General features: G+C 31.9%; 26 protein-coding genes, 1 tRNA gene and 2 riboswitches. Of the genes, 20 read left to right on the forward strand and 7 right to left on the reverse strand.

The window, feature by feature from the left end; genetic code table 11:
- Position 1 precedes the first annotated feature (1 nt).
- The 6 genes from Q8X41_RS01305 to ribE (Q8X41_RS01330) all read left to right on the forward strand — a co-directional run bounded on the left by Q8X41_RS01305 (position 2) and on the right by ribE (Q8X41_RS01330) (position 6,651).
- Positions 2 to 910: an ABC transporter ATP-binding protein gene (locus Q8X41_RS01305; protein ID WP_397538465.1), complete on the forward strand. Its 909-nt coding sequence runs from the start codon at positions 2 to 4 to the stop codon at positions 908 to 910.
- Between the two features lie 28 nt (positions 911 to 938).
- Entirely contained in the window at positions 939 to 2,135 is a 1,197-nt protein-coding gene (gene wecB / locus Q8X41_RS01310) for a non-hydrolyzing UDP-N-acetylglucosamine 2-epimerase (RefSeq protein ID WP_397538466.1), read from the forward strand.
- 480 nt (positions 2,136 to 2,615) lie between these two features.
- On the forward strand, positions 2,616 to 3,362 hold the full coding sequence (locus tag Q8X41_RS01315) for a hypothetical protein (RefSeq protein ID WP_397538467.1): 747 nt from the start codon (positions 2,616 to 2,618) through the stop codon (positions 3,360 to 3,362).
- Between the two features lie 123 nt (positions 3,363 to 3,485).
- Positions 3,486 to 3,616, forward strand: a riboswitch (FMN riboswitch).
- A gap of 179 nt (positions 3,617 to 3,795) precedes the next feature.
- A riboswitch (FMN riboswitch) is annotated at positions 3,796 to 3,926 on the forward strand.
- Between the two features lie 397 nt (positions 3,927 to 4,323).
- Entirely contained in the window at positions 4,324 to 4,962 is a 639-nt protein-coding gene (ribE, locus tag Q8X41_RS01320) for a riboflavin synthase (RefSeq protein WP_397538468.1), read from the forward strand.
- Positions 4,963 to 4,980: 18 nt separating this feature from the next.
- Positions 4,981 to 6,171, forward strand: coding sequence for a bifunctional 3,4-dihydroxy-2-butanone-4-phosphate synthase/GTP cyclohydrolase II (locus tag Q8X41_RS01325; RefSeq protein ID WP_397538469.1), 1,191 nt, complete (start codon positions 4,981 to 4,983; stop codon positions 6,169 to 6,171).
- Positions 6,172 to 6,183: 12 nt separating this feature from the next.
- Positions 6,184 to 6,651, forward strand: coding sequence for a 6,7-dimethyl-8-ribityllumazine synthase (gene ribE, locus Q8X41_RS01330; RefSeq protein ID WP_397538470.1), 468 nt, complete (start codon positions 6,184 to 6,186; stop codon positions 6,649 to 6,651).
- 892 nt (positions 6,652 to 7,543) lie between these two features.
- Here ribE (Q8X41_RS01330) and Q8X41_RS01335 read toward each other — a convergent pair.
- Complete coding sequence (locus Q8X41_RS01335; protein ID WP_397538471.1) at positions 7,544 to 8,287, reverse strand: hypothetical protein; 744 nt, start codon at positions 8,285 to 8,287, stop codon at positions 7,544 to 7,546.
- Positions 8,288 to 8,754: 467 nt separating this feature from the next.
- Positions 8,755 to 9,039 (reverse strand): hypothetical protein, encoded by a 285-nt coding sequence (locus Q8X41_RS01340; RefSeq protein WP_397538472.1) that lies wholly within the window; start codon positions 9,037 to 9,039, stop codon positions 8,755 to 8,757.
- Between the two features lie 501 nt (positions 9,040 to 9,540).
- On the opposite strand from Q8X41_RS01340, the gene Q8X41_RS01345 reads away from it, so the two are divergent.
- Together Q8X41_RS01345 and Q8X41_RS01350 are read left to right on the forward strand one after the other, a co-directional pair.
- Positions 9,541 to 9,954 carry a hypothetical protein gene (locus Q8X41_RS01345; RefSeq protein WP_397538473.1) on the forward strand — a complete coding sequence of 138 codons (414 nt, stop codon included), beginning with the start codon at positions 9,541 to 9,543 and terminating at the stop codon, positions 9,952 to 9,954.
- Positions 9,955 to 10,065: 111 nt separating this feature from the next.
- A complete protein-coding gene (locus Q8X41_RS01350) occupies positions 10,066 to 10,218 on the forward strand; it encodes a YpzG family protein (RefSeq protein ID WP_397538474.1) in 153 nt (50 codons plus the stop codon).
- Between the two features lie 113 nt (positions 10,219 to 10,331).
- Here Q8X41_RS01350 and Q8X41_RS01355 read toward each other — a convergent pair whose 3' ends face one another.
- A complete protein-coding gene (locus Q8X41_RS01355) occupies positions 10,332 to 10,790 on the reverse strand; it encodes a hypothetical protein (protein ID WP_397538475.1) in 459 nt (152 codons plus the stop codon).
- 220 nt (positions 10,791 to 11,010) lie between these two features.
- Between Q8X41_RS01355 and Q8X41_RS01360 the strand changes: the two genes are divergently transcribed.
- The 3 genes from Q8X41_RS01360 to Q8X41_RS01370 are packed head-to-tail and all read left to right on the forward strand — an operon-like array spanning position 11,011 to position 13,744.
- Positions 11,011 to 11,832, forward strand: a complete 822-nt coding sequence (locus tag Q8X41_RS01360; RefSeq protein ID WP_397538476.1) for an ABC transporter permease — start codon at positions 11,011 to 11,013, stop codon at positions 11,830 to 11,832.
- A 4-nt stretch (positions 11,833 to 11,836) separates the two neighbouring features.
- A complete protein-coding gene (locus Q8X41_RS01365; RefSeq protein ID WP_397538477.1) occupies positions 11,837 to 12,616 on the forward strand; it encodes an ABC transporter ATP-binding protein in 780 nt (259 codons plus the stop codon).
- A gap of 27 nt (positions 12,617 to 12,643) precedes the next feature.
- Positions 12,644 to 13,744, forward strand: a complete 1,101-nt coding sequence (locus Q8X41_RS01370) for an ABC transporter substrate-binding protein (RefSeq protein ID WP_397538478.1) — start codon at positions 12,644 to 12,646, stop codon at positions 13,742 to 13,744.
- 52 nt (positions 13,745 to 13,796) lie between these two features.
- Here the strand turns inward: Q8X41_RS01370 and Q8X41_RS01375 are convergent, their stop codons facing one another.
- The gene (locus Q8X41_RS01375) at positions 13,797 to 14,414 is read right to left on the reverse strand and encodes a TcaA NTF2-like domain-containing protein (RefSeq protein WP_397538479.1); all 618 of its coding nucleotides are present in this window, start codon (positions 14,412 to 14,414) and stop codon (positions 13,797 to 13,799) included.
- A gap of 474 nt (positions 14,415 to 14,888) precedes the next feature.
- On the opposite strand from Q8X41_RS01375, the gene Q8X41_RS01380 reads away from it, so the two are divergent.
- Both Q8X41_RS01380 and Q8X41_RS01385 read left to right on the forward strand, forming a co-directional pair.
- Positions 14,889 to 15,320 carry a DUF4395 domain-containing protein gene (locus tag Q8X41_RS01380; RefSeq protein WP_397538480.1) on the forward strand — a complete coding sequence of 144 codons (432 nt, stop codon included), beginning with the start codon at positions 14,889 to 14,891 and terminating at the stop codon, positions 15,318 to 15,320.
- 115 nt (positions 15,321 to 15,435) lie between these two features.
- Positions 15,436 to 15,506, forward strand: a tRNA-Thr gene (locus Q8X41_RS01385).
- 670 nt (positions 15,507 to 16,176) lie between these two features.
- On the opposite strand, the gene Q8X41_RS01390 is transcribed toward Q8X41_RS01385, so the two are convergent.
- Entirely contained in the window at positions 16,177 to 16,593 is a 417-nt protein-coding gene (locus Q8X41_RS01390) for a helix-turn-helix domain-containing protein (RefSeq protein WP_397538481.1), read from the reverse strand.
- 280 nt (positions 16,594 to 16,873) lie between these two features.
- Between Q8X41_RS01390 and Q8X41_RS01395 the strand changes: the two genes are divergently transcribed.
- From Q8X41_RS01395 to Q8X41_RS01405, 3 genes are all read left to right on the forward strand, one after another.
- Complete coding sequence (locus Q8X41_RS01395; RefSeq protein ID WP_397538482.1) at positions 16,874 to 17,425, forward strand: hypothetical protein; 552 nt, start codon at positions 16,874 to 16,876, stop codon at positions 17,423 to 17,425.
- A 231-nt stretch (positions 17,426 to 17,656) separates the two neighbouring features.
- Positions 17,657 to 18,070 carry a hypothetical protein gene (locus Q8X41_RS01400; RefSeq protein ID WP_397538483.1) on the forward strand — a complete coding sequence of 138 codons (414 nt, stop codon included), beginning with the start codon at positions 17,657 to 17,659 and terminating at the stop codon, positions 18,068 to 18,070.
- 412 nt (positions 18,071 to 18,482) lie between these two features.
- Entirely contained in the window at positions 18,483 to 18,635 is a 153-nt protein-coding gene (locus Q8X41_RS01405; RefSeq protein WP_397538484.1) for a hypothetical protein, read from the forward strand.
- 280 nt (positions 18,636 to 18,915) lie between these two features.
- On the opposite strand, the gene Q8X41_RS01410 is transcribed toward Q8X41_RS01405, so the two are convergent.
- Entirely contained in the window at positions 18,916 to 19,716 is an 801-nt protein-coding gene (locus tag Q8X41_RS01410) for an SMI1/KNR4 family protein (protein ID WP_397538485.1), read from the reverse strand.
- A 255-nt stretch (positions 19,717 to 19,971) separates the two neighbouring features.
- Here Q8X41_RS01410 and Q8X41_RS01415 point away from each other — a divergent pair, with 255 nt between their 5' ends.
- Together Q8X41_RS01415 and Q8X41_RS01420 are read left to right on the forward strand one after the other, a co-directional pair.
- Positions 19,972 to 20,481, forward strand: coding sequence for a general stress protein (locus Q8X41_RS01415; RefSeq protein WP_397538486.1), 510 nt, complete (start codon positions 19,972 to 19,974; stop codon positions 20,479 to 20,481).
- Positions 20,482 to 20,762: 281 nt separating this feature from the next.
- Positions 20,763 to 20,972 (forward strand): hypothetical protein, encoded by a 210-nt coding sequence (locus Q8X41_RS01420; protein WP_397538487.1) that lies wholly within the window; start codon positions 20,763 to 20,765, stop codon positions 20,970 to 20,972.
- A 241-nt stretch (positions 20,973 to 21,213) separates the two neighbouring features.
- Here Q8X41_RS01420 and Q8X41_RS01425 read toward each other — a convergent pair whose 3' ends face one another.
- On the reverse strand, positions 21,214 to 21,732 hold the full coding sequence (locus Q8X41_RS01425; protein ID WP_397538488.1) for a DUF4352 domain-containing protein: 519 nt from the start codon (positions 21,730 to 21,732) through the stop codon (positions 21,214 to 21,216).
- A 309-nt stretch (positions 21,733 to 22,041) separates the two neighbouring features.
- Between Q8X41_RS01425 and Q8X41_RS01430 the strand changes: the two genes are divergently transcribed.
- Both Q8X41_RS01430 and Q8X41_RS01435 read left to right on the forward strand, forming a co-directional pair.
- Positions 22,042 to 22,377, forward strand: a complete 336-nt coding sequence (locus Q8X41_RS01430) for a hypothetical protein (protein ID WP_397538489.1) — start codon at positions 22,042 to 22,044, stop codon at positions 22,375 to 22,377.
- Positions 22,378 to 22,788: 411 nt separating this feature from the next.
- Entirely contained in the window at positions 22,789 to 23,253 is a 465-nt protein-coding gene (locus Q8X41_RS01435; protein WP_397538490.1) for an SAM-dependent methyltransferase, read from the forward strand.

Consider the following 23,253-nt stretch of genomic DNA (forward strand, 5'->3'; position numbering starts at 1 on the left):
TATGAATACGAAAATTCGATGCACGGATATAACAAAAAGTTTCAGTTTATATAGTAAACAATCTGATAAATTAGTAGATATTATTTCTTTAAAAAAAGATCGAGATCAGTTTAATGCACTAAGAAATATCAGTTTTGAGGTAAATGCAGGCGAGGCGATTGGAATTATTGGATTGAATGGATCTGGTAAGTCTACTCTCTCAAATTTACTAGCACAAGTTATTCCACCAAGTTCAGGATCGATAGAAATTAACGGTGAAACATCCCTAATCGCCATTTCTGTTGGTTTAAATGCATCCTTAACAGGCTTGGAAAATATTAAAATGAAATGTTTGATGCACGGTTTAAGCATTGCAGATATCAATGAATTAACTGCAGATATAATCGAGTTTGCAGACATAGGCAATTTCATTAACCAACCGGTCAAAAATTATTCAAGTGGTATGAAATCACGCTTAGGTTTCGCTATCTCGATTCACACAAATCCTGATATCTTAATAGTCGATGAAGCATTGTCAGTAGGTGACCAGACATTTTATCAAAAATGCCTGAATAAGATTAATGAATTTAAAAGCCAGGGAAAAACGATTATCTTTGTTAGTCATTCCTTGTCCCAAATAGAAGCATTTTGTGATCGAGTGATGTGGGTTCATTTTGGACAAATTAAGATGTTTGACGCTACAAAAAAAGTAATTTGGGAATATAAAAAGTTTATTAAATGGTTTAATGCTCTAAGTGAAGAAGAAAAGAAATTGAATCGGACTAAATTGTTGGATGAACAGTATGAAGAGGAATCAAGCAATTTAATAAGCGAAAACAAGCAAAAAAGCGGCTTGAATTTTTCTTTTCTAACACAGACTGCTATTTTACTATTTATAGTAATTATAAGTGCAGCATATATTTTTGCCTAATTTAAATAGATAGAGGTGTAGGTTCTAGATGACTAATCAAAGTAAAGTGAAAATAATGACAATATTCGGTACTAGACCAGAAGCGATAAAATTAGCGCCTTTAGTTCTTGAATTAGAAAAACATCAAGATGATATCGAATCGATTGTAACTGTAACAGCTCAGCATCGAGAAATGCTTGATCAAGTGTTGGATGTATTTAATATTCAGCCTCAATATGATTTGAATATTATGACAAAAAAACAAACCTTAGTTGATGTTACCACACGTGCATTAGAAGGTTTGAATGAAGTATTACAGAAAGAAAAGCCTGACTTAGTTCTTGTTCACGGCGATACATCAACAACATTTGTCGCAAGTCTTGCAGCATTTTACAACCAAATATTAGTTGGACATGTTGAAGCGGGATTACGTACATGGAACAAATACTCTCCATTTCCAGAAGAGATGAATCGTCAACTAACTGGAGTGATCGCAGATTTTCATTTTGCGCCTACTAAAAAAGCACAGCAAAATATGTTAAATGAAAACAAAAAGTTAGAAACAATTTTTGTAACTGGAAATACAGCAATAGATGCCTTATCGACAACTGTTTCTGAAAATTATAGTCATCCTATTTTAGAGAAGATAGGCAACGATAAAATGATACTTTTGACAGCTCATCGTAGGGAAAACCTAGGTGAACCAATGAGACATATGTTCAATGCGATTAAACAAATTGTAGATGAACATAATGATCTTCAAGTGGTCTATCCAGTTCATTTAAATCCTGCAGTAAGAGAAATTGCTGGTGAAATATTAGGAGAGAACTCTAGAATTCACTTAATTGAACCGTTAGAAGTGATTGATTTTCATAATTTCTTATCAAGAGCACATATCATATTAACGGATTCGGGTGGCATTCAAGAAGAAGCACCTTCCTTAGGTGTTCCGGTATTAGTCCTTCGTGATACAACAGAAAGACCAGAAGGAATTGAGGCAGGTACATTAAAGCTTGCGGGTACAGACCAATCAACAATTTATGAATTAACGAAGGAATTACTAACGGATTCAAAGAAATATGAAATGATGTCGAAAGCATCCAACCCCTATGGCGATGGACATGCTTCAGAACGAATTGTAGAATCGATACTTTATCATTTTAAGAAAAGAGAAGATATGCCAAACCCTTTCGAAAGATTGGAAAACACTAGTTTACATAAAAATATTGAAAAGGTTCTCAATTGAAATTAAAAATATAAGAGTTAATAGAGAAGCCAGAATAGGCAAAAACAAGAGCTTTACCGTGAAATGATACTAGAAGTATCACTTCCCCTTATCCAAATGATTGGAAAATGAATAAAAATAACAATTAAATCTTCTTAAAACTTATCGTTTTAAATTACAAATTGAAAGGCAATACGGTCACCATATCCGTATTGCCTTTTCAAATTTGTAATGTGCGAAAATAATCTTGTAATAACTTAAGATAAATGTCGCACCCAATTATTAAACTTAAATTATTTATACTTTAATTCGATAGTTTCAGCTTTGTTAGCCTTTTTGAATAAATCTATGAGTATTCAAGGTAAACGCATTTTTCTTTAAAAAAACTATCCAAAATAAGAATGAAATATATAGACACCGAATAGTATTTCTATTAAGGTATAGTATTTTGATGAAATGATTTTATAACCTTATGTGATCTATTAAAAAGGTGGGCTGCTCATGAATCTCTTACTAATATTTTTTACAAGTGCTTTGTTCTTTATTTTAACTTTTATCGTTTCAACACTTGGAACCAAGTTACTTTGTTTACTCATTTCAATTTTATTGTATAAATGGGGCTCTTATCAGATTAAATTAATAGAGATGAGAAGAGATGAGATAATTAAAAAGGAAACAGAAGAAATGCTGCAAGAGTATCCGCATAGTCATTCTACAGTATCTTCAGATTATTTAAATGCATTACTCATAGGAGAGGCATCGCAAACATTCTTTGTTGCAAAAAGAGAAGATACAGATTCAGATTTTGAAGTTACGGAATATTTATTCAATGAAATTTATGAAACAGCCATTGAAGAAGATGGAAATCAAATAGCATTAATCTCAAGAGGTGGACTACTTGGAGGATCATTACTTGACGGAGGAGGAAATTCATTAGTCTATGTTATGGAACCAGAAAATAGTTTGAAAGATGATTCAGATGAGGAGTCTGAAGAAACAACAGAAAAGAGCTCGGAAGAAGTATCAAAGTTAAGTTTGAAAGTGGTAGTTGATGATTTGTCCACCCCAATTATTGAGTATGTATTTTTGGAACCTGAAGAACCGGTGGAAAAAGATTCGGATGTATACAAGGAAGCATCTAAGCAATGTAAAAAATGGCATCAAATGATCAGTGTATTAATTAAACGACATGATAACCTAAATAAAGTAGTCATTAAGCGTTATGAAAATTCAAATAGAGTTGTTTAGCCTCTAGGGATTACTCATTTCGATTTTATTGGAATTTACTGCTGATTTTTATAAATTGAAAATAAATAATAAAATATTAATGATTTTTCAAATTAAAAGTGATATACTTTGCGCATAGATGAATAAATCCTTCGGGGTCGGGTGAAATTCCCAATCGACGGTGATGAAGCAATTCTAAGCCCGTGAGCCTTTTATAGGCAGGATTTGGTGTGAGTCCAAAGCCGACAGTATAGTCTGGATGTGAGAAGGATGTATGGAACGTTAAATTCTTATGATTTACTATTGTATTTCATAGGTTTATTTGATGATGAAATAAACAGACTTCCAATCCACCCCTTAGAGAAAAATCTATGGGGTTTTCTTTTTTATTAAGCTTTGAATGCTAGAGAGTATTTAGCTTAAATATTAGAAAACCATTAACAATTTAATATACGTAGTCCTTCGGGGTCGGGTGAAATTCCCAATCGACGGTGATGAAGCAATTCTAAGCCCGTGAGCCTTTTATAGGCAGGATTTGGTGTAAATCCAAAGCCGACAGTATAGTCTGGATGGGAGAAGGACAATGAGCAATGGTAGAAGCTTTTGAAAAATTGATTTCAATAGGCTTATTTAGTTATACCATTTACTACATATTCTCCCGAAAACTCCTTAGGTAAAATTCCTATAGGAGTTTTCTTTTTGGTTAAAGATAATCAAATTGGAGGGGTTAATTTGACTGATGACTATTATATGAATCGGAAGTAATGATAAAAAACTTCCAACAAACTCAAAATGAGATTGTCTAAATACAAAAGCCAACTATATCTATAGAAAAAGTAATATAAAAGCTTGGCAAGCAAAAACTTTACATTGAAGCTGGTAGATATTAATGCAAGCTTACTAAAATTAAGCTAAGTGACCAAATACGTAATAATTGGCAATGATATCAAGATTACTTCTGTTTCGAAATGAGGTGTTACATGTGTTTACAGGAATTGTAGAAGATTTAGGGAAAGTTAAGGCAATAAAAAGTGCAACAAATAGTATGCAACTAACGATTGAATCAAGAAAAATCCTAGAAGATGTCCATCTTGGTGACAGTATCGCAGTTAATGGAGTTTGCTTAACTGTCATTTCCTTTTCAAATAGTCAATTCACAGTGGATGTTATGCCTGAATCAGTAAAAGCAACAAATATCCAATCTTTACAAATTGGCCAATATGTAAACTTGGAAAGAGCGATGCCCGCAAATGGTCGATTCGGTGGTCATTTTGTATCTGGGCATGTCGATGGTACAGGCGTCATATTGAGAAAAAGAAAAATTGCTAATGCCGTTTATGTGGATATAGGAATAAGCAGAGAGTTGAGCAAGTTTTGTATGTTGAAAGGCTCTGTTACAATCGATGGCATAAGCTTAACGATTTTCGATGTCAAGCCAACTCAACTGACAGTATCGCTTATTCCTCATACTTTTGATCTAACATTATTAGGCATAAAAAAAGAACATGATGTCGTAAATATTGAGAATGATTTACTAGGGAAATATGTGATCAACCATTTGGAACGAAAACAAGAAAATTCAACGATAACGATGGATTTTCTAAATGAAAATGGATTTTAAAAAGGCTGGTGTATTGAAATGTTTAATACAATCGAAGAAGCAATTGAAGATTTAAAAAACGGTAAGATAGTTATTGTTGTTGATGATGAAAACCGTGAAAATGAAGGAGATTTTCTAGTGTTGGCCGAATTTGCAACACCTGAAAATATTAATTTTATGGCGAAATACGGCCGTGGATTAATCTGTACGCCAATGTCTAGAACATTAGCAAATCATCTTGAGCTAAATCCGATGGTTGACAATAATACAGATAATCATCAAACAGCATTTACAGTTAGTGTCGATTACAAAACGACTGAAACAGGGATCAGTGCGTATGAACGTTCAGAAACGATGTTACAATTGATCAGCCCAGAAGCAAAAAGCTCTGATTTCCGTCGACCTGGACATGTATTTCCTTTAATAGCAAAAGATAATGGTGTATTGGAAAGACAAGGGCATACAGAAGCTGCAGTCGATTTTGCTAAACTTTGTGATTCAGATCCTGCAGGTGTCATTTGCGAAATCATGCTTGATAACGGAAAAATGGCAAGAGTACCACAACTACACGATATTGCTAAAGAGCATAACTTAAAATTCGTAACCATCGCCGATTTAATAAGTTATCGTTATGAAAATGAACAATTGATAGAGCGAGTAGCTTCAGTAAATTTACCTACATCATTTGGAGAATTTCAAATGATTGGCTATTCAAACCAATTAAATGACAAAGAACACCTTGCTATTTTAAAAGGAAATCCACAAGACGATGAAGTACCACTTGTACGCATTCATTCAGAATGTTTAACCGGAGATATTTTTCATTCAAAACGCTGTGATTGTGGACCGCAACTCCACAAATCATTAGAAATGATTGAAAAAGCAGGTACTGGAGTCGTTTTATATATGCGTCAAGAAGGTAGAGGAATCGGACTACTTAACAAACTAAAAGCCTATGAGTTACAAGAACAAGGCTATGATACAGTTGAAGCAAATATTCACTTAGGTTTCGCTGCAGAAATGCGTGATTATGGTTTAAGCGCTCAAATGCTACGAGATTTAGGTATTACAAAAATACGATTAATGACAAACAATCCATCTAAGATTGAAGGATTAACGAAATATGGTATTGAAGTTGTTGACCGCGTACCAGTGGAAATTGCAGCAGAGCCAGAAAACGAAAAATATTTAGAAACAAAAAAATTAAAAATGAGACATATATTAGCATAGGAGTGAATGGAAATGGCAAAAACATTTGAAGCACAATTAATCGGAACTGACTTAAAAGTTGGAATTGTAGTAAGTAGATTTAATGAATTTTTAACTGCAAAATTATTAAGCGGTGCAATGGATGGTTTAAAACGTCATGGCGTTTCAGAAGATGATATCGATGTAGCTTGGGTTCCAGGTGTATTTGAAGTACCATTTATTACAAAAAAAATGGCGGATACAAAAAAATATGATGCCATTATAGGATTAGGAACTGTTATTCGCGGAGCAACTTCTCACTATGATTATGTTTGCAATGAAGCAGCAAAAGGTATTGCTAACGTAGGATTAAATACAGGAGTTCCAGTTATGTTCGGTATCGTTACAACAGAAAATATTGAACAAGCAATCGAACGCTCTGGAACAAAAGCAGGTAACAAAGGTTATGATGCAGCGGTTTCAGCAATTGAAATGGCTAATTTAAGCCACATGTTCGATTAATTTAAAATGAACGATAACTTTTTGAAGTAAAATGTATAAAAACGATTGCAGGGGCTATACTATTAAAGATTTCACTTAAGAAATCCTTTTATGATCAGGAGGGGTTAATCCTATGGGTGAACCAAGTCCAGGTGAGCACTATAGCTCTAAACAAAGATTAAATCGTTAAAATTCTCAGGTAATAAGAAACGGAGTGAAGTCCCGTGGATCAGGTCTGAGTAATCAAGCTGAATGCAAAACAATTTAATCATCATGAAGGATAAAGTTATATTACTGCATCTAGAATGATCAGGAGGGTGAAAATCCAATGAGTGAACCGGACAAAATAGTTCAGGCATCTCAGGGAGTTCACAATCTCTGGGTAAAGGTTAAATAGTTAAATCTCAGGTGAAGGACACGGCTTAAAATCCCGTGTAAGGAGTCTGAGTTGAAATGCAAAGCTAAACAATTTAATCGTCATAAAGGATAAAGTGAAATCAGACCCGGAATTAATTTTCCGGGTTTTTATTTGGAGTTTTATTAATATTTACAAATCGAATCAATTTAAAAAATGCTTTTCTAGTTAAAAAATACGAATATTTTCTACATAAATCACTTAATAATTCGTATAATATAACGTTTTCAGTATTTACTTAGTAAGCCGCTCCAGATGGCGCTTTCGTGCTGAGCGAGCGTTGAGCCTCCTCGGAAGCCCGTACCGTGCTTCACTGCGGGGTCTCACCTGTCTCTCTTTCCCGCAGGAGTCGCCATCTTCCGCTTCGTTGACAATGTTCTAATAGATATGACATATAATAATGGCCCATTTAATATTCGTGTTTATCAAATCTTAAAATTATGAAATTAATTTAAACTAAAAACTTTCCCAATATTCTTTTCATTCATTCATTTTCATTTAATTTTCCTTTTGTTTTAGCCAAAAATCAGGTGGCATATAATTAATGAGTGAAAAATCCATTTCATCCCCAGTTTGAGTCACTAATTGAACAAGCAAATTCTGGGCTTTATTTTTGGGAAATAAAACCCCGGTTTTTATAGTGATAGCCTGTACTCCTTTTCTTTTCGGATGGCCAACTACTACAATTTGATTTCCTAATGTATATACTGAAGTGATTTCAGTCTGAAAAGCAACAATATATAAATCCAAATCATTTTCATTTTGAAACATTGGAATTGACAAACCGATGTTATGCTCGAAATCATACCAACTAGAAAGTCCAACATCATAATTGAGAAATAATCGATGTTGAGCAAAATAAATTCTATTTGGAATATAACTCCATCTTCCAATCGAACTATGCCATTCTTCTTCATATACAGGTCTTATATATTCTGGTTGATCTACAATTAATTTGAAAGGAATTTTGGTACCATTCTCTATTACTTCAGAAATTAGTACTACATTTGAAGGAAAAGACTGATTCCAGGGAAGAGTAACAATCCTATTAGGTTCTGTCGGTTCTAAATTTTGAAGACGTCTTTCTTTTTCTTTTAATTGGTCTTGGAGATTTTCAATTTTTTTCTCTAGAATTTTTATTTCAGCCTTAGTTGATTCTTCAGCATAATAAGAAGGAGCTATAATTAAATTGCATAATACAATACAAATACTACAAAGAGTAATTTTGGTTTCATTTAACATAGATTCACCTCAAAATTATTTTGCTTTATTCATGAGAAAGTATGTACTTTAGAAATCCTCACTTTGTAATGTGATTTTTTTTCAAAGATATAAATAGTGAATATTAACTTTTGCACTTTCTAACACAACATATCTATTTTAAGAAATAACCTTTCTTATAAAATGCTTTTTAGGCAATGAAGTCCACGTAAAATATGTAGATTTCTGTGAGCATCATACAAGCTGTTATTATTACAAGGGATGTCCAGCAGTTTGGGGTTATGACGGGAAATAGGATAGAGAATTCTTTGTCCTTTGTGATTCAACATAAAAATAAAATGATTATGTAATAAGTTAGAATCAAACCTAAACAAATTGTTTAGGTTTGAAGGGGAAATCCAATTTCGTTAAAATTCCCCAAAAATAGGTTATCAATAATATTCTAATAAACCCTTTTTCAACTAAAACCCATTTAGTTGAAAAAGGGTTTATTTTTCACTAATTCCCATTGCGAGTAGTAATAAAAAAGTACAAGCCAAAACAAAGACGTTTGCTAATAGCCCGATAATACCGATAATTAAAGTTCTTCGTTTCGCCAAAACCCAAGAGCATATTGCAAGTGCAATACCGATAATTGATAGCACGGTATAAATGGTGATATCCCAATAAACTTCAGAGATTGGTCTTTTTCTCACATAGAAATCGATAATACTTATTATCACAGGCACTAAGGATGTAAAACCTAAAACGATACCTACTCTTCTCTTATCCACAATTATCAATCCCTCCTTTACATAAATGTATACATTTTTACATATATAGTAAATTGTAAAAAATAAGCATTACAAAAACTTACGAGCCAAAGCAAAAACAATCATGAATTTAGCTTATGGATGTATACAAAACGTAGATTGGGCTATACTATTAAAGATTTCACTTAAGATATTCTTTATTGATCAGGAGGGGTTAATCCTATGGGTGAACCAAGTCCAGGTGAGCACTATAGCTCTAAACAAAGATTAAATCGTTAAAAATTCTCAGGTATTAAGAAACGGAGTGAAGTCCCGTGGATCAGGTCTGAGTATTGAAGCTGAATGCAAAACAATTTAATCATCGTAAAGGATAAAAGTGAAATCAGACCCGGAATTAATTTTCCGGGTTTTTATTTTGATTTTAAACAAAAAATAATTGCAATTAATCATAATTTTCAGGAAAATGTTACTAATAAAGAGAAAATTTAAGCGGAAAATAAGTTCCTTTAGGGGGAAATGAAAATGAAACGCTTCATAAGTTATATAATGTGGGTAGCAATTATTGGGATAGGAATATATTTTGGACTAAGACTTAGAGTATATTTAGGAAAGGAAGCAGAAATATCATATAATAATTTACCTATTATGATATATTCGTTCGTTTTTCCTATAATTATTGGTATATTGTTAAGATTACCAAATTTTTTACATGAGAATAAAGCAAAAAAGAAGTGGAGTTTTGATTGGGTAAAGTTAATCGCTATTGCATTTCCAGCACTTTATGTTGCATTGTTGCCTTACTTAGTATATTCATCGTTAGGAGAAAAATTATTATTTTCGAATCAAATTTTCCTGTTAGGTGATACAACGATAACTTTAACAACAGTTGCTGGTATTGTTTTTGGGTATGTATTGCTGGATAGTGTGAAAGTTTAAGATTGAATTTTCCTTAAAAATGAATTATCAAGATGTATACAAAACGTAGCTTAGGCGATACTATATAAGATTTCACTTAAGAAATCCAACATGATCAGGAGGGTGAAAACAATGGGGAAACCGGACCATTTAGATCCAAAATCTCAAAAAGTTCATCAGCTCTGGACTAGGTTAAAACATTCAAAATCTCAGGTAAAGGGACAGTCGGAGATGACTCTCCATAACCGTATTTTGAAAAGTGAAGCGAAAGCTCGACAATTTTAATCATCGTGTAGGATAGGGTGTAATCAACTTGGAAGTCACATAAGTAGTTTAACTACTTATGTGACTTCTTCCACTTTTTATTTAGAAACTTTTACGTGTTTAATGTTTTTCCCTTACATATTATTAACTGCTGCTACTTCTTGCATATCTATATTCTTTGGCTTTGGTAGGAATGTCTTTGCATCTTCACATAGCGAATTATAAATTTTAGGATTAGATAATAAATCTTTTTGTAAAAAAGAATAAGATTTAAGCTCTGCAAATTTACAGTCATAAGCTAAAGAATTAATGTGCCTGATAATCAGTAGTGTTTCTCTAGAAAGTAAATCTTGATTGCTTTCACTATTTAATTGAATTACACAATTTAAGAAGGTTAAGGCTTCCATACTTAGTTTTGAACGAATACGAGGACTTGAAAGTTTCTCTTTGTTGTGCTCAATAATTATACGAGCTGAAGTGAAATCACTTTTTGCAATACTTTTTTCTAAAAATAGAATATCTCGATCTAATTTAATTCTTTTTACCCCTAAATAATATACATTTATATGATTAAAGTCATATAACACCTTCATTATATAGATACTTAAGGACTAAGTAAATAAGATGTAATAAAAATATACATTTTATTTATATTATGTTTCGATTTTATTTTTGAAAATTGGAATCATCTGAAATTATTTTAAGAATGTATTTAGAAATGATAAATTACAACCATGTTTTTATACTCATTCGTAGGCAATCGACACACTTTAGAGGGAAAATACATATCCTTTATTGAAGAGGTGGTGAAGAATGAGAGACGAAAAAATAACTAAAACCCATAACCCTGTCGAAATTGAACAACAGGAATGGAAAAAAAGACGGTTAAATGAACGAATGAAGCAGATACTTACAATCGCTTCACCTATTTTTCTCTTACTTTTATGGGAGTTTTTATCTCGAACAAATTTGATTGATGTACGTTTCTTCCCGCCACCAACTGAAATTCTACACACTTTCTTTAGTATGGCAGTAAGTGGAGAAATATTTCATCATATTTGGATCTCTTTATACCGGATATTTGCTGGCTTTTTGTTGGGCGTTATCCCTGGTGTAGTCATCGGATTATTAATGGGATTATATTCTCCTATTCGGCATTTCATTTCACCAATCGTTATGGCACTAATGCCAATTCCAACTCTAGCCCTGTTACCAATCATAATCATTTTATTTGGAATAGGTGATCTATCGAAGGTAGTGACAATCGCTGGAAGTGTGTTTTTCCCAGTCGTTATTAACACTACTGCAGGAGTTATCAGCATTGATTCCATTTACTTGGATGTAGCTAAGAACTATGGGGCTAGTTCAAAGGATTTCTTCTTTAAGATTGCATTTCCAGGTGCTTTACCCGTTATGATGGAAGGCATTCAAATGGGGCAGGCAATTGCACTTTTAACGATTGTTGCTGCTGAAATGATGGGGGCAACTTCAGGGATTGGTTACTTAATCTGGACCTCCTATAAAGCCTTTTTGCTTAAAGAGATGTTTGTTGGGCTCATACTCATCTCATTTTTTGGCTATCTATTTTCACTAATACTTCGATATCTTCAGAAGAAAATTCTTCCTTGGAGGTGAGACAATGGAAGATAAAACGAAAATATCTATCAAAAATATGACGAAAGCATTTTATAAGAAAAATAGTAGTGTCACAGCTTTAGATCAAGTCTCATTAGATATTTCAGAAGGTGAATTTGTTTGTCTTGTAGGCCCAAGTGGTTGCGGGAAAACAACATTGCTCAGAATTTTGGCGGGACTGGAAACAACAAGTGTTGGCGAATTCGAAATTATGCAAGGACAGGAAGATCGTCCTCTTCAATCCATGGTTTTTCAAGAAAGAGGGATTATTCCTTGGTTAACTGTTGAGGATAACGTAGCATTCGGTTTGAAAATGAGACATTTACCTAGCAACCTAATTAAAGAAAGAACAGATTACTATTTAAAGAAAGTAGGTCTAGAAAAGTTTTCAAAGTTATATCCGAAAGAGTTATCCGGTGGAATGAAACAACGTGTTAGTATTGCACGTGCATTTGCAAATGATCCAGAAATATTGTTAATGGATGAACCTTTTGCAGCACTTGACGAACAAAATAAATTCATTCTACAAGAAGAATTACTATCCATTTGGGAAGAAACGAAAAAGACGGTACTTTTTATCACACATAGTATCGATGAAGCTTTATTGTTAAGCGACCGTATTTTATTAATGAGTGCACAGCCTGGGAGAATAATAAAAGAAATACAGAACGATTTACCAAGACCACGGAATATCGAACAAATTCGTGCAAATCAACAAACTGCAGAGTATTTTATAGAGATACTAAAGCATCTGCATGAAGAAGTACAAAAATCTAGAAAGTAGTATCAGGTGTTATAAAGGGGGATTTGAATGGGGAAATGGTTGAAACGGGGGCTTGTTATACCATTTATACTATTAGCAATGGTCATTACTGGCTGTACTGATAAAAGTACAACATCGACTAATCATAATAAAGTAGACAATAAAGTAAGTAAGGATAACAAATCAGGGGATTTATCACCTTTAGAAAAGAAAGCTAAAGTAGTCATTGCTGAAGATGGTGCTGCATCTGGTGCAGGATTCTATATCGCAAATGAGAAAGGCTACTTTGCAGATTATAATATTGAGGTAGAATTTGCACAATTCGCAAATAGTGATGATATGCTCCCAGCACTTGCAGCAGGTGAAGTAGATATCGCAGGCGGGGTATCGACAGCGTCATTCTTTAATGCGATAGCACAAGGAATCGACGTTAAAATTGTAGGGGATAAAGGTCACAACATGCCAGGGAAATCCTATTTCACATTCGTTATTGGGAACAAGATGAAAGATGTAATCAAAGATTACCCAGATTTCAAAGGGAAGAAAGTTGCGATCTCTTCAAAGAACTCAATTGATGGATATATCTATCAGCTGATGTTAAAACATGCTGGATTAACAGAAAAGGATGTTAAGACAGTTATTATGAATGATTTTGGTAGCATGCTTGGTGCTTTGGAAAATGGATCAATCGACGCAGCACTCAGTATTGAGCCATTGATTGCACAAGGTGTTAGTAAAGGAATACTTACACGTTTTGGTGATGCAACTGATTTTGCACCAGATTCACAAATTGCATTAGTTTTAGCTTCTCCTAAGTTTATGAAAGATGAAAAGGATATATCGCTACGCTTCATGCTTGCATATTTAAAAGGTGTACGTGATTACAACGATGCTTTCACTAAAGGGGAAGGAAAAGCTGAAGTCGTCAATATCATGACAAAATATACAGCATTAAAAGATCCTGCAATATGGGATAAAGTAAATGTGACTGGGCTGGATCCAGATGGAAAAATGCGTGTTGATGATATTAAAAAGCAGTATGAAATGTACAAAGCTAATGGCGCAACGCAAGGTGAATTCGACTTTAATAAAGCGATTGACACATCAGTTACTGAAGATGCTGTTAAGATTTTAGGTAACTATAAATAGAGTAATAAAAAAGGAGTAAGCTATGTGCTTATTCCTTTTTAGTGTATTAAGTTTATTTAACATTTGCAATTTCAGAAATTTGGAAGAAACTTTGTGCATCATTGCCTTCAACATAATTGTAATAGACCTTATATTTACGATGATAAACTTTTGTATTCTTCTTGCCATTTTGTGTTTCGGCAATGACTTCTTTTGTATTAACAGTGAAATCAGTGTCTGATTCACGTTTGATGGATAAAATTTCAAGTGTATTTACTTGTTCTTGTATCCCTTGTTTATGTTTTTTAGGGATTTCAGCTAAAAGGTCCTCGTATAATTTTGTGTCGTGCATGATGTAATCGTTTGCTAAAGGTGTAAAGTCACCTGATTCAACAGCCTGGGCTCGCACAACGGGATACATTGCGATTAAATCAGTTAGTTTCTGTTGTTCTACTTTTGTCATTTTTTGTCCAGAAACAGTAAGCTCGTTTGAAGAGTTCTCAGGTTGCTTACTTGATTTAGAAGTAGTAGAACTTTGATTAGTTTTATCTGATTGAGTCGTCTTATGCGTATCAGTAGTAAATGCTTCTGTTTTAGCGGGTTCTTTTGAAGTTTTTTCTGAATCATTGTTACATGCGGCTATTAGTGAAGCTGCTATACAAATTGAACAAATGAGCTTCCATTTTTTCATTTTAGTACCTTCTTTCACAAACTATTTTCTATAATTATAAGGTATTTGTTACAAAGTTGATAGTATGGAAGGTATTTGTTTTAATGTAAAGTTAATTATTTCATGAATGAATCAATTTCATAAATCCGTTTTCGGTTTAAAAATACGAACAATTCAACATATTAACTTTTTCATATTCAGATTTAGATGTTCCGCTACAGACGGCGCTTTCCACGGGCTTGGCTTCAATCTCCTTGCGGGGCTTTCAGCTCAAGCTTTTCCGTAGGAGTCGCCGTCTTTCGCTCCATATGAACAAAATTGTATATAATTAGATGTTCGTATATTTTATATGAATTTTGCATTATAAAATTGATTCGAATATTAAAGAAATATGTGGAATTAGAAAAAAATAAAAATTTTAAAATAAAAGCCTTTCGATTTTTCTTAATAAGTAGTATTATTTATATAATTCTTATATGAAAGGTTGGTTTTAGAATGCAAAGACCAGTTTCTATTCCAAGACCACTAGTTCGCGTTAATCAATGGTCTATTTTATTAAGTACAATAGCTACTTGGATATTTCATCAACCACTTTTATTATTAATACCACTTATTGCAAATTTATTGGGGTTATTTTTCAATTTTAATCCATTAATGAAATTTTCACGATTATTTTTAAAGAAAAAGTCTTCTGAGTATATTCCTGAAGATGTCGTTCAACAAAAATTTAATTCGTGCATTGCCATAAGTTGCTTAGTTCTTGGCTTTATAGGATTTGAGTTAGATAAACCTGTAATTGGTTATATTTTTACAATTATGGTTGCAACAGCATCTGGTATTGCAATTCTAGGGTTTTGCATTGGCTGCTTTATCTTTTTCCAATTGAATCAATTCCGTTACAAGATAAAAAAAGCTACTCATTCATAAAATTCTGATGAAGTAAAAGGGGAAATGATATATGTTTTTATTTTATTCCCTAGAATGTTTCCCTGAAAAGTGCTACAATAACTCCTGTAGTTGATAATAAATATATCATCTAAATGCCGATTTAGTTTAATGGTAGAACGGTGGTCTCGTAATCCATTGATAAGAGTTCGATTCTCTTATTCGGCATAATATAGCTAATTGATCTTTATCTAATAATACTAAAGAGCCTATAACGGTTTAAGAAATACGGATGAACGTTGAAATAACAACGATTGTCTGTATTTTTTTTTTTCGCTGATTATTGGAATTTTAAATGAAAAATCCAATTTTTGTAATAATGTTACACATTTTATTACACATTACACACAACTTTACACATGATAAATGCTGATTTGCAATATTCTGTACCAAGACAACAATGTTTTTCATGAACTATTTCAATTCTTCAATGGATTTAATATTGTATTATCGCGTGCTTTTTAACGCTCGGAATTAGAGAATTATGGTATTTTTTAAATGGGTGTTTACTTTTTACCGTAACAGGTTAGTGGGGATATTTATAATAATTACATTAACTTGTAAAAATAGGCATAATATAGTTAGTCTTCAACCGATAAATTACATTAATGGTGCATTACCTGTCTAGTTACGATATTTTAAAAGGCTTAGATACCAATGATTCGGGGTTGATTTTTTGCAATCACCAAATAAAAACAATAACGATTAAAAGGTGAGACAGATACACTTAATAAAGATTGGGGTCATGATTTTCTTCAACAAGAAAAAAGAGGCGATTAGGCATCCAAATTCGGTTGACTAATTACCTCTTTTATTATTAAAATTATTCTCGTTCTATTTAATCTAATCCTCTAGATTTTAATAAATTTTCTCTATACATATCCTTGACACTGTTAGGCATTTCTTTGGTAGCTATCCACTGTGAAGATTCGATTTCATATTCTTCATGCTGAGTAGGTTCTAATCTAATCTCATATAATTGAGAGAAATTAGTTAATTTAAGAGCAGACATTATAGAAATCAATTGAGCTTTGTTCCATGAGATACCTTTGCCATTAGCTATTTCAGAAATAGTACCTACTCTCATTCCTGTCAAGAATGCTAAATCTTTTTGAGTGATCCCTCTCTCTTTTAATAAATCATCTAATTTAATAATTACATAAGCATTCTCTAATTGACTTGCTGTATTAATTACCATATCGTTCATTAAGCTGTGGGAATGCCCTAATATGTCTTTAACTTTAATCTTTTTCACTAAAATTGCTCCTTCTCAATACTATAAAAAGTATATCTATATAATATCTTATGTTACAGTATACTGTTATATAAAGCAAAATGTAATATCTGACTGGTTTTTGAGGCATCTGCAACAGGCACTTACTTGCAGTATAAATACACGTACAAAGTTACAAACAAAAACGAAGAAAATGTAATCAAAGACTATTCTTCCTCAAATTCAGCTTCATTTAAATCAACGGTGAAAAATAGTAAAAGTGAAGAAAATAATCACAGTAAAATAAAAGGGGGAAATAAAATTGTTAAATATAGAGTATCGAACAACAGATAACCATAGAAATTTCAATTTTCGATTAGATACTAGTAACCCAGAAGATGAAGAAGAAAAGTTTAAAAATCGAATGCAAAAAATAATTACTATTTGGAACAAAGTTACAGCCTACTTTATAACGAAAGGTACGAAATTAACTATTCTTTATTATGACAAGGATAAAATAAACCCAAATAAAGGATATCCCTCAACAGGATATGGTGTAAAAAAAATAATTTTATCAGACTCTCAATGTAAGAAAGAAAAGAACGAAGCTAATCTTATTGAATTTACTGTAAGTATTAATGAAAGCATTAAGAATGTTATTTATAAAAGTATGGTAGAAGAGATAGAATCAGAATATGAAAATATAACGCCATTTTTTCATTTTGAAATTTTGGATCAAAATGGACTTTCTGTTTATACATCTCAGGATTATGGATGTAATACATTAATGTATTTAACTACGTCGGATATTAAAGAATTATCATTAAATGAAAATGAAGAGTTATTTTTTATAAATATTCCCAAAATTAATTAAAAATCTATTAATAAAAAGAAGGCAATTATGTTGAGCATTCTTTTTATTTTGTATATTGGTTTCATATTTTTTTCTAAAATATCACGAATTTTTCCAGGCTATGAACCATCATTAGTTTAGTGTAGCATAGCTGTATGGTTAATCTTTTTTACTGATTTTTTATAATTATAAGTAATAAAGGAAATATATCCCTAAATGTCGAATTATAAAGATAAAAGGGAGGTAATTAGAATGAAACTTATTGAATTTTTAGATGAAATTATTAACTCTGATAAGTATGATTGGACATATGATGATGATTTAGGTAGATACAACTATAAAAATGATATTAGAATTAGTATTGTTAGTGATAGAGAACCTGATGAATCATATGAGAATGAATGGTTGAACTGTTACCCTGATAAAAAGGGTTATTTTAATAGATATAATTTATGTTTTAACGGGGCTAGTATCGAATCTTTTTATGGTGTTGCAGTCGATGGATATAGAATGATTATTCCAAGTCCTCGGTTAACTGATTTGACTATTACACGAAAACAGAAACAAATTGGAAGAATCATTAATAAACCCTATACATCAGTTAGCGATGAGTATGAGCAGTATTTAAATATGGCAGGAATTACAATTAGAAATGAAGAAGAATAGTAAGAATCAACACTTTCATCTGAGGGTGTTTCTTTTTTTATTGGGATACATTAACTAATTTATCTTTCTAATATATCTTTCTAATATATGAAAGTGAAGAAAAGGAATTAAATTCTTTTATCATAATGAATGCAAAATTCAACAAGAATATAAACCACCTATCTTCTAAATTGATGTTTCACAGTTATTACACTTTTATATTCTGAAATGCTTTAAAATCAACACCATTGATTAGAAAGGAAATATAGCATTTTTCAATACTAATTTCTCTGAAAGGATTAACAGTTTAAGTGATTGCCCATGAGTTAGATTATAAAACAGGGCATATATATAACAAACAAAATTTATCCTGATGATGGAGTATATGTAAAGTGTGAATGGATAATTTATGGAAAAATTAGGGGGTAATACATTGAAGAAGAAAGAGACTGTAAAAACAGGCATTGGCTTTGGGTCAGCTTTAGCTATTGCAATTTCGTGGAGTGTAAATAAATCAATTTTGTGGGCAATATTCCATGGTATTCTAAGTTGGATTTATGTAATTTACTATGTATTAACAAGATAAATCGAATCTAACTAAACTTTAATTTAAAATAAGGTGAAGCGTTAGAAACCATTGTATATTCGCGGAAACCTGATATTGTGATTGTTTGAGAAAGTAATTAAATACATTAGTACCTCCTTGGATATGGACCACTCAAAAGGAAGGCTAATTAAATAGTAGATAGTTCTAGAACGCCGTCTTGTAATAAACAGCTTATATCCTTGGAGCACCCCCTTGGAAAGGGGATGAAATTTGCTTAATTTTACTAATTCAATAAGTGATTGGTGAAAAAATATAAATCTTACTTCATTTTTTCTTTTAGTATTTCAATAAAATTTAATACATCGATATCGGAATCATTATTGAGTATGTTTATTATTTTATTTAGTATGTCTTTGTCTATTAAGTATTCTAATACAATGGCTGCTTTAACAACCGCTATTCTGACATCACTATCATTATGGTGACTTAGCTGTATTAATTTATCAGTATACCAATTTACATTTATATGATCCATTTCATCTATATCATGACTAATAAGATCTATTGCTCCAATAAGTTCGCAGATATTGTTTTCTTTAATAAACTGTTCTACCTCTTGTTGAGATGTTTGAGGTGCCTCATAAAGTTCGAGTAAAGACGTTCCAGTATTTTCTTGAGTATATAGTATTGAAATAAATTCATTAAATGAGTCAGCAACAGTTATTATTTCATTACTGTCATTATTTATATAAATAATAGGCGGGTTTATTTTGGTATGTCTATAATCAAAAGCAATCCATTCAGACCCATCCCCACTAATTAGTACGATATTCTCAGGCATTTCCCACTCTTGTATATAATAAGGTGTATCTAATATTCCTGGATCCTTACCTATTCCAAAAATATGATCAATATATCCAGAAGTCTCATCCCATGCAGTAGGTTGAGGACTAGGGAAAGCATTGTATATAATTTCCCCTCCGTTTTGAACTTTAAGAATTTCTATATATTCTTTAGGTAAGTTAATGCCGAAAATTTTTTCAGCCTTTTTAATATCGGATACTTTTAGCTTTTTTAATTTATATGTATCTTCAGGGTTATTTGCCCAAATTTTAACCATACAATTTCCTCCATCTATAGAATAATCTGATAATCATAAATATATTATAATCTAAAATTTGTAATATGTACTTAGCAGGCATACATAGGGTGTTGTTCGTATTCAACAAATAAAACGAGTACCTTTCCATTAATTAAAATGACAGTTTAACAGGGTTTATGGAAATATTTGTTGAATAATCTGTAAAGAAAAGAATTTGCTTTTAATGGAGTAAAAGGCATTTTAATAAAATTCTATAAAGAAGGTGTAATGTGAATGAAAAAATCATTAGAGAAAAGATTTTTTTATTTATATACAGGTGAATTTATCTCTGCGATTCTTTTTATTTTTTTAAGCTACTCTTTTAATAAAGTGTATTCCCAATTTCATTTGTATTCATTGTGTTCGTTTTGGTTTTCATTTATTTTTTTTGAGCTTCTTTTATTTCAAGGAGCGTATTATTGGTACGTAAGATGGAAGAGGATTCGAACTGAAAATAAAGTTAATACCCCCTTTAAAATCGTACGTATATTCAAGCTTTTCAAAACACTAAACACAATATTACTACTTGTGACAATACTTGGATTTGTTGTGGATTATATTAAATGGAATAATTTATCGCCGATTAGCGGATTTTTTTATATTTTTGCGATATTAGAGTACATTAACTATTTCTACATTCAGCTTTCTTACGATAATCGAATTGATATTGAATATTTACTAAAAAACAAAAGACTAAAAAAGTCTCCTATTAGTAAAGATTTGGGGAAATGGAGTAAAGAGTAAAATAATAAAACAAATCCGGTTTACATTTGAATCTGGGTTGCCTTTGCCATTAAGCCAAAACAAGAGTAGAGATTACCATCTAAAGCATTTCCTTTTTATATCGTGATTTTTAAATTAAGTTACATTTTGAGTTATCTTAGTGTAGTGTGAATTGAATTTGAACTGTGTGTTCATTAATTAACATTTGGGCATATATACAAGAAATATGCACTAATTACACGAATGATGGAATATGATGAAAGTGTGACGCAATTTAAAAAATTATGTGGAGGAGAGAAATTTTGAGCTTTAGATATAAGGATGAAATACTTAACAGTTTGAGCTTGGTCAGAGAACTTGTTAGAGATTATGAATCCTGTCCTGAATGTGGAAGTAATAGCATAGGAAGTAGCACAAATCTTGGTTCGATGGGCTACAATGGTAAATTAGGAACTTTTGAACGCACATGTAAATGTGGTTGGAAATCGAAAATTAAAGTCGAAAAAGTATGAAACATTTTGGGGATTGAGCTTAACTTCACATTCTAGTCTGGTATTAGGTAGAGGGAAATAACTAATTAGCAGAGTTGTTACAGGTGGTCTTTTTATGTGAAGATATAAGTGCAATAAATGATGACAATAGTAAGAAGAAAGTAAAGAAGCAGTTCTTTATTTGCTCGTACCGTAGCCTTGCTTAATAAATAATTCGTGCGAAATAAAGCAAGACCACCTTAATTGGTAGCCTAGTTGACTACTATTTTACGTCGATTTTCCATTTAATTTCTTTATGATCTAAACTAAATGTAGGTGTGTAAATTAATTTATAAGTACCTTTTTTAGAAACGTCGTATTTGATGATACCTGAAAGTTTTTCACCCTTGTTTATATCTCCAGAAATAGGTGTTTTACCACCATAGTATTCGTCTTGAGATTTACCACCTTTGAGTAAAGTAAAATGACTTGAATCTACATATACTTTATTTTTGCTAGAGTTTTTTACTGTTATGTTCAGCTGAAGTACTTTTCCATTTTGAGGTTTAATGTTTTTATCAGGTTTTACAATTTTCGCTTTAGTAATAGTAATTTTAACATCATTAACTTTAACTGTTTCACCGACTTTGTAGGTTTTGTTTTTTTTCTTCTCTTTTTTTTCTGCTTTTTGTTCTGTTTTTGTAGATGAATCAGCCTCTTCTTTTTTTACTTTCGTATCTCCACAAGCTGAAAGGAATAGTGCTAAAATCATAGGAGCAATATACCTTAATTTCTTTTTCATTTTTTCTTCCTCCTCTAAAAAGACAGCTATTACGAACAAAATATATGCAAATTGTTCAAATTAATTGTTGGAAATTACTAAAAAACCATTGTATTAAATGCAAGTTAAAGTTAGTCTTTACGAGTTTTATTTAAGTTATTCGTTTGCGTTGTTTACTTATTTTAAGTTCTTGAAATCAATATTGAACTTTATAGAGTGGTCTTTCACCTTATTTCCATAGATTAAACGATTCCGATGTATGAAGAGAATTGCTAGTGGCAACACTAGTTCTATTGTATGTTGGACTTTCAAAATTTGGAGGCGATAAGGATGCAAATGACCGAACAAGCTGCAGCATTTTTTAAGAAGGAAATGGCAGAGAAGAATGAAGATACTTTGCGTTTTTATAATTTAGCAGGATGTTGTCAGCCAGTTTTGACTGCTGAATTTGAACCCGCTCAGGCGGACGATAAAATTGAAATCGTCGACAATGTGAAAATTGCAATAGAACATGCTGTTGTGGAGGATTTAAAAGATGTCACTATTGGCATTGATGATACCGGTGAAGAAGTCGAGCTCGTTTTAGATGGATATATTATTCCTGAACCATGTGGCTGTGATCATGACCACGAACAGCATGACGAGCATAACCATAATCACAGTTAGCGTAAAATCACTAAAATTTGAGAAAGGGGCGTAACTAAATACATATAAGTTTTATTGCGAAAACAGATGAAATATCAACAGCATTGTTAAACAGAGCCTATTAAAAAATCAGAGCTAACGAGCCTTTTTCCATGAAGATTATGAATATTGCTGCCCAAGATCATTAGTCCACTGCTTATGCTTAACATTTTTAGTCCGGATTTGTATGTGCATTATATATTCTAGATGCATCATTAAAATTTGGAAATAAAATCGTTATTATAACTGGAGGCATTCAGGGGCTAAATGTCATAAGAAAATCTTATGTAAATGATAAATTTTATATTAATTTTATTAATGATGCTTCTATTATAAAATAAGTGTAAAGAGATTGAATTATGAAAGAAAATTAAAAGTAAAGAGGGGATTACTGTGCAATTTATAATCAGTCCTATTGCTTTTGTAAGTAATTCTAGAATTGATATTGAAGATGATCAGTGGGGATCCATCATATCAATAATTGAGCTTGAAGAAAATATAAATATTGCAGCTATTAAGGGAATTAATGAGTTTTCTCACCTAGAAATCATTTTTTATTTCAACAAAGTATCAGATGATAAAATCCAGTATGAAGCTAGACATCCAAGAAATAATACAGAATATCCTGAAGTTGGAATATTTGCTCAAAGAGGAAAAAATAGACCGAATAAATTGGGCGCAACAATTGTGGAACTATTAGAGGTTAAAGACAATCAAATCATAGTAAAAGGGTTAGATGCGATTGATGGAACACCAATTATTGATATTAAACCAGTAATGAAAGAATTTTTACCTAATGGTGAAGTAAGGCAGCCAACTTGGGCCGTCTCCTTAATGGAAAGATATTGGGAGGAATGA

This window comes from Rummeliibacillus pycnus, from assembly GCF_044359855.1.
GTDB classification, from domain to species: Bacteria; Bacillota; Bacilli; order Bacillales_A; family Planococcaceae; genus Rummeliibacillus; species Rummeliibacillus pycnus_A.

Coding starts and splice junctions, on each gene's coding strand:
- ribE (WP_397538470.1), top strand. CDS start 6,184: ATGGCAAAAACATTTGAAGCACAATTAATCGGAACTGACTTAAAAGTT.
- Q8X41_RS01355 (WP_397538475.1), bottom strand. CDS start 10,790: ATGAAGGTGTTATATGACTTTAATCATATAAATGTATATTATTTAGGG.
- Q8X41_RS01410 (WP_397538485.1), bottom strand. CDS start 19,716: ATGGTTAAAATTTGGGCAAATAACCCTGAAGATACATATAAATTAAAA.
- Q8X41_RS01335 (WP_397538471.1), bottom strand. CDS start 8,287: ATGTTAAATGAAACCAAAATTACTCTTTGTAGTATTTGTATTGTATTA.
- Q8X41_RS01380 (WP_397538480.1), top strand. CDS start 14,889: ATGCAAAGACCAGTTTCTATTCCAAGACCACTAGTTCGCGTTAATCAA.
- Q8X41_RS01325 (WP_397538469.1), top strand. CDS start 4,981: ATGTTTAATACAATCGAAGAAGCAATTGAAGATTTAAAAAACGGTAAG.
- Q8X41_RS01305 (WP_397538465.1), top strand. CDS start 2: ATGAATACGAAAATTCGATGCACGGATATAACAAAAAGTTTCAGTTTA.
- Q8X41_RS01430 (WP_397538489.1), top strand. CDS start 22,042: ATGCAAATGACCGAACAAGCTGCAGCATTTTTTAAGAAGGAAATGGCA.
- Q8X41_RS01370 (WP_397538478.1), top strand. CDS start 12,644: ATGGGGAAATGGTTGAAACGGGGGCTTGTTATACCATTTATACTATTA.
- Q8X41_RS01400 (WP_397538483.1), top strand. CDS start 17,657: ATGAAACTTATTGAATTTTTAGATGAAATTATTAACTCTGATAAGTAT.
- Q8X41_RS01365 (WP_397538477.1), top strand. CDS start 11,837: ATGGAAGATAAAACGAAAATATCTATCAAAAATATGACGAAAGCATTT.
- Q8X41_RS01425 (WP_397538488.1), bottom strand. CDS start 21,732: ATGAAAAAGAAATTAAGGTATATTGCTCCTATGATTTTAGCACTATTC.
- Q8X41_RS01375 (WP_397538479.1), bottom strand. CDS start 14,414: ATGAAAAAATGGAAGCTCATTTGTTCAATTTGTATAGCAGCTTCACTA.
- Q8X41_RS01345 (WP_397538473.1), top strand. CDS start 9,541: ATGAAACGCTTCATAAGTTATATAATGTGGGTAGCAATTATTGGGATA.
- Q8X41_RS01350 (WP_397538474.1), top strand. CDS start 10,066: ATGGGGAAACCGGACCATTTAGATCCAAAATCTCAAAAAGTTCATCAG.
- wecB (WP_397538466.1), top strand. CDS start 939: ATGACTAATCAAAGTAAAGTGAAAATAATGACAATATTCGGTACTAGA.
- Q8X41_RS01360 (WP_397538476.1), top strand. CDS start 11,011: ATGAGAGACGAAAAAATAACTAAAACCCATAACCCTGTCGAAATTGAA.
- Q8X41_RS01315 (WP_397538467.1), top strand. CDS start 2,616: ATGAATCTCTTACTAATATTTTTTACAAGTGCTTTGTTCTTTATTTTA.
- Q8X41_RS01415 (WP_397538486.1), top strand. CDS start 19,972: ATGAAAAAATCATTAGAGAAAAGATTTTTTTATTTATATACAGGTGAA.